This window comes from Massilia sp. CT11-108 (assembly GCF_047302915.1).
GTDB classification, from domain to species: Bacteria; Pseudomonadota; Gammaproteobacteria; order Burkholderiales; family Burkholderiaceae_D; genus Telluria; species Telluria orientalis.
Genome location: NZ_JBKYMO010000409.1, coordinates 1 through 5,009 on the forward strand (window position 1 = coordinate 1; position 5,009 = coordinate 5,009).

General features: G+C 67.4%; 3 protein-coding genes. 1 reads left to right on the forward strand and 2 read right to left on the reverse strand.

What is annotated here, in order from left to right:
* Positions 1-32: 32 nt before the first annotated feature.
* Positions 33-782: a FadR/GntR family transcriptional regulator gene (locus ACEN88_RS24135; protein ID WP_413343741.1), complete on the reverse strand. Its 750-nt coding sequence runs from the start codon at positions 780-782 to the stop codon at positions 33-35.
* 132 nt (positions 783-914) lie between these two features.
* The gene (locus tag ACEN88_RS24140; RefSeq protein WP_413343743.1) at positions 915-1,724 is read right to left on the reverse strand and encodes an NAD-dependent epimerase/dehydratase family protein; all 810 of its coding nucleotides are present in this window, start codon (positions 1,722-1,724) and stop codon (positions 915-917) included.
* 188 nt (positions 1,725-1,912) lie between these two features.
* Here ACEN88_RS24140 and ACEN88_RS24145 point away from each other — a divergent pair, with 188 nt between their 5' ends.
* Positions 1,913-4,852, forward strand: a complete 2,940-nt coding sequence (locus ACEN88_RS24145) for a glycoside hydrolase family 2 protein (RefSeq protein WP_413343745.1) — start codon at positions 1,913-1,915, stop codon at positions 4,850-4,852.
* Positions 4,853-5,009: the final 157 nt, after the last annotated feature.

The following is a 5,009-nucleotide window of genomic DNA, read 5'->3' on the forward strand; positions in this document are numbered from 1 at the left end:
GCGCGCAGGTGGTGGCGCTGCAGTACCGCTGATCAGGCGCGCGGCTGGTCCTGCAGCCGCTGCTGCGCTTCCCGCAGCCGTTCGCGGCTGTTGGAGAGGTGGGTGCGCATCGCGGCGCGGGCCGCTTCCGGGTCGCGCCGCAGGATCGCTTTATAGATGTCCTCGTGCTCGCGGTTCACGCGTTCGAGGTAGTCGGCCGGCTTGTCTTCGCCGAGACCGGGGGTGTTGAGGCGTGCACGCGGGATGATCGCGCTGCCCAGCTGGCCCAGCAGCTCGACGAAATAGCGGTTGTCCGTCGCCTCCGCGATGAGCTGGTGGAAGCGGACGTCGGCCTCGACCGAGGTGCGGCCATTCTCGAGCGCGCGCTGCATCTCGCCCAGCGCCTGGCCCATCTGCGCCACCTGTTCCTCGGTGCGGCGCGACGCGGCCAGCCACGCGGCTTCCGTCTCCATGCTGATGCGCAGTTCGAGGATCGCGAGCACGTCGCGCACCGTCACCACGCTGTCCGTGCCGATGCCGAGCGTGGTCGCGGGCGGTTCCAGCACGAAGGTGCCGATGCCGTGGCGCGTCTGCACGAGCCCACCCGCCTGCAGCTGCGAGATCGCCTCGCGCACCACCGTGCGGCTCACGCCGTACTCTTCCATGATCGCGGATTCCGGCGGCAACTTGTCGCCCGGGTTGAATTCGGAGCGGCGGATGCGCGCGCTCAATTCTTCCACCACACCCTGGGCGAGGTTGCGGTATTTTTTGCGGGCGGGCAGCAGGGCGGTCGGCGAGTTCATGCGGGCGTTGTACACAGTGGGTCCAGGCTACGATTATAGCCGTGCGGACTCACTTGTCTGACAAGTTTGCAAAAAAAACCCGCACGTCAGTGTGGTCGGACGTCAGACGACATTTGGTACGCCAAGCTGTGCTCAGGGCCGGTATTTCGGCCCGTTGTGCAGGAACACGCCGCCCTGGTAGAAGGTCGTGATGTCGTCCGCCGGCGGATACTGGACCTCGGCCGGGAGCTTGTCCGCGAACTGCTGCGAGCTGTCCTTCGGCTTGTAGCGCAGGAAGGAAGCGTGACGGTCGTCCCACCAGCGGCCCTCGTTGTTCGAGATGCCGAACGTGATCGTGTGGCCCACGCGCGGCGTCGTCAGCGAGCGGTGCAGCAGCTGCATCAGGTCGTCGAGCGACAGCCAGGTGACCATCTGGCGGTAATTCGTCGCCTCCGGCCAGCAGTAGCCGATGCGGACGCACACGGTCTCCACGCCGAAACGGTCCCAGTAATAGCGCGACAGCGTCTCGCCGAACACTTTCGATACGCCGTAATAGCCGTCCGCGCGCGGGGGCATGGTGGCGTCGACGAGGTCCGTCGTCCTGTACATACCCATCGTGTGGTTCGTGCTGGCGAAGACGACGCGGCGGATGCCCAGCTTGTGTACGGCTTCGTACAGGTTGACCATGCCGAGGATGTTGGCCTGCATGATCGGCGCCCATTCCTCTTCGGTGGAGATGCCGCCGAAGTGCAGGATGGCGTCGACGCCCTCGCACATGCGCATGACGGCGTCGCGGTCGCCCAGGTCGCACAGGACGATTTCCTCGTGCGGCGCGGCGGGGCCGAAGTCGGCCACGTCGGACAGGCGCACGATGTCGGCGAATTCGTGCAGGCGCTCGCGCAGGCGGCGGCCCAGGTTACCGGCGGCGCCGGTGAACAAAATGCGTTTGAATGGTTTCGTCATTTGTAGTCGTTGATACGGGAAGGGAAAAGCGGCACGGGGCGAGCCCGCGTGCCGCAATGCTAACAGCGTTCCCGGCCCGTTGGCCAGTCCGGACCAACGCTCATCGTGTTGAGTAATTGGCCAGGGCACGAAAAAGTCGAATACCGGACTGCTAGTATTTTAGCGACGTCCACCCCGATCCGACCTTCATGAACCTACGTCTTGCCTTGCTGCTGGCGCTCGCCGCGGCCGTCCCCGCGCATGCCGCGCGCGCCCTGTACGATTTCAATCCCGGCTGGAAGCTGACGGTCGGGGACCCGGCAAACGCCGCGCGTCCCGCCTTCGACGACAGCGGCTGGAAGGCGGTCAGCCTGCCGCACGCGTGGAACGAGGACGACGCCTTCCGCAAGGACATCGCCGACCTGTCGACGGGCATCGCCTGGTATCGCAAGCATTTCCGGGTGCCCGGCCTGAAGCCCGGCCAGAAGGTGTTCCTCGAATTCGAAGGCGCGCGCCAGGCGGCGGAAGTGTTCGTCAACGGCAGGCGCGTGGCGCTGCACGAGAACGGCATCAGCGCGTTCGGCGTGGAGATCGCGGCGGCGCTCGTCGACGGCGACAACGTCGTGGCCGTCCGCACCGACAACCGCTGGGACTACCGCGAACAGGCGACGGGCCAGCGCTTCCAGTGGAACGACAAGAACTTCTTCGCGAACTACGGCGGCCTGCCGAAGAACGTGCGCCTGCACGTGACGGAACCCGTGTACCAGACCTTGCCCCTGTACGGGAGCCTCGGCACGACGGGCGTGTACGTGTATGCGCGCGACTTCGACATCCCGCACCGCAAGGCCACCATCACGGCCGAATCGCAGGTGCGCAACGATTCCGCGCGGGCGCACAGGGTCGCGTACGAGGTCGAGCTGCGCGATAAGGACGGCAAGCGCGTCGCGCGCTTCGATGCGCCCGCGCAGACGATCGCGCCCGGCGCCACCGTCACGCTGAAAGCCGGCGCGCCCGTCGCGGGCCTGAATTTCTGGAGCTGGGGCTACGGCTACCTGTACGACGTGGTGACGACCCTGGAGGTCGACGGCGAGCCGCTCGACGCGGTCACGACCCGCACGGGCTTTCGCAAGACCGCGTTCCGCAATGGGATGATCGAATTGAACGACCGCGTGATCCAGGTCCACGGCTATGCGCAGCGCACGACGAACGAATGGCCGGCGGTGGGCAGCGCCGTGCCCGCGTGGCTGTCCGATTACAGCAATGGCCTGGCGCTGGCCAGCAATGCGAACCTGATCCGCTGGATGCACGTGACGCCGTGGAAGCAGGACGTGGAATCGCTCGACCGCCTCGGGATGATGGAGGCGATGCCGGCCGGCGACTCGGAAGCGGATGTGAAGGACCGCCGCTGGGAGCAGCGCCTCGACGTCATGCGCGACGCCATCGTCTACAACCGCAACAACCCGAGCATCGTGTTCTACGAAAGCGGCAACAAGGGCGTCAGTGCGGACCACATGCGCGCGATGAAAGCGCTGCGCGACGAATTCGACCCGTACGGCGGCCGCGCGGCCGGCAGCCGCGAGATGCTGAGCCGGGAGTTGCAGCACGTCGCGGAATACGGCGGCGAGATGCTGTACATAAACAAGAGCGCGGGCATGCCGATGTGGGCGATGGAGTATGCGCGCGACGAGGCGCTGCGCAAGTACTGGGATGACCTCTCGCCGCCGTACCACAGGGACGGCGACGGGCCGCTGTACAAGGGCCAGGACGCGAGCGTCTACAACCGCAACCAGGACAGCTTCGCCATCGAGGACGTGCAGCGCTGGTACGACTATTGGCGCGAGCGTCCCGGCACCGGCACGCGCGTGTCGAGCGGCGGCGTGAACATCGTGTTCTCCGATTCGAACACGCACCACCGCGGGGCCGAGAACTACCGCCGCAGCGGCGAAGTGGACGCCATGCGCATCGCGAAGGATGCGTTCTACGCGCACCAGGTCATGTGGGACGGCTGGGTCGACGTGGAGCATCCGCGCGCCCACATCGTCGGGCACTGGAACTACCCGGCGGGCACCGTCAAGCCGGTCACGGTCGTCTCCAGTGCGGACCACGTAAAACTGTTCCTGAACGGGAAGGAGGTCGGGCCGGCAGTACAGAGCGCGCGCTTCCTGTTCACTTTCGACCGGGTCGCGCAAGACAAGGTGGCGTGGGCGGCGGGCGAACTGAAAGCGGTCGGCTACGACGCGCACGGCAAGCCCGTGTGCGAAACGACATTGGCCACCGCCGGCGCGCCCGTCGCGTTGAAACTGACGCCCATCGTGTCGCCGCAGGGCCTGCGTGCCGACGGCGCCGACATGGCCCTCGTCCAGGTGGAAGTCGTCGACGCCGCCAGCCGCCGCCATCCGCTCGCGCTGGACATGGTCGACTTCGACGTGCAGGGCCCGGCCGAATGGCGCGGCGGCATCGCGCAGGGGCCGGACAATTACGTCCTCGCGCGCTCGCTGCCGGTGGAGGGCGGCGTCAATCGGGTGCTGCTGCGCACGACGCCGCAGGCGGGGCGCATCGTCGTCCGCGCCCGCGCGCAAGGTCTTGCGCCGGCCGAAGTGGTGCTGGAGTCGAAGCCGGTGACCCTGAAGGATGGCCTCGCAGCCTTGCCGCCCGCGCCGCCCGTGCATCTGGACCGCGGACCGACGCCCTCCACGCCATCGTTCACGGTGTCGCGCGTGGCCGTGCCGGTGACCGCCAGCGATGCGCCGGACGGGAGCAAGTCCTACGATGACGACGAGACGACCGCGTGGACGAGCCAGGCCGGCGCCACGCCCGCGATCACATATACGCTCGCGCGGCCCGCGCGGCTGGCGCAAGTCGTGCTGAAATTGACGGGCTGGCGCGACCGCAGCTATCCGCTCAAGGTCTATGTCGATGGCCGGGAAGCATGGAGCGGCCAGACGCCGAAGAGCCTCGGCTACGTCACGCTGCCGTTGCAACCCGTGCAGGGCCGCACCGTGCGCATCGAGCTGGCGGGCCGGGCGGAAGAGGGCGGGGGCATCAAGCTGACGGAAGTCGCCAACCAGGCGAATACGGCGACGGGAACGAAAGGCGTGTCGACGGAAGTGCTGTCCATCGTCGAGGCGGAATTCTACGAAAGGCCCTGAGCGATGAGCGCCTTCGACATCCCGTTCCGCGTGGACCGCCCGCGCAGCGCGCCCGCTTTCCCGACATGATGCTGCCGGCCGACTACGAGCCGGCCTGGCCGTGCGGCGGGTGCAGCACGGCGTCCGCGCGCTTGCGTTCGTCGGCCGTCAGCGTGGG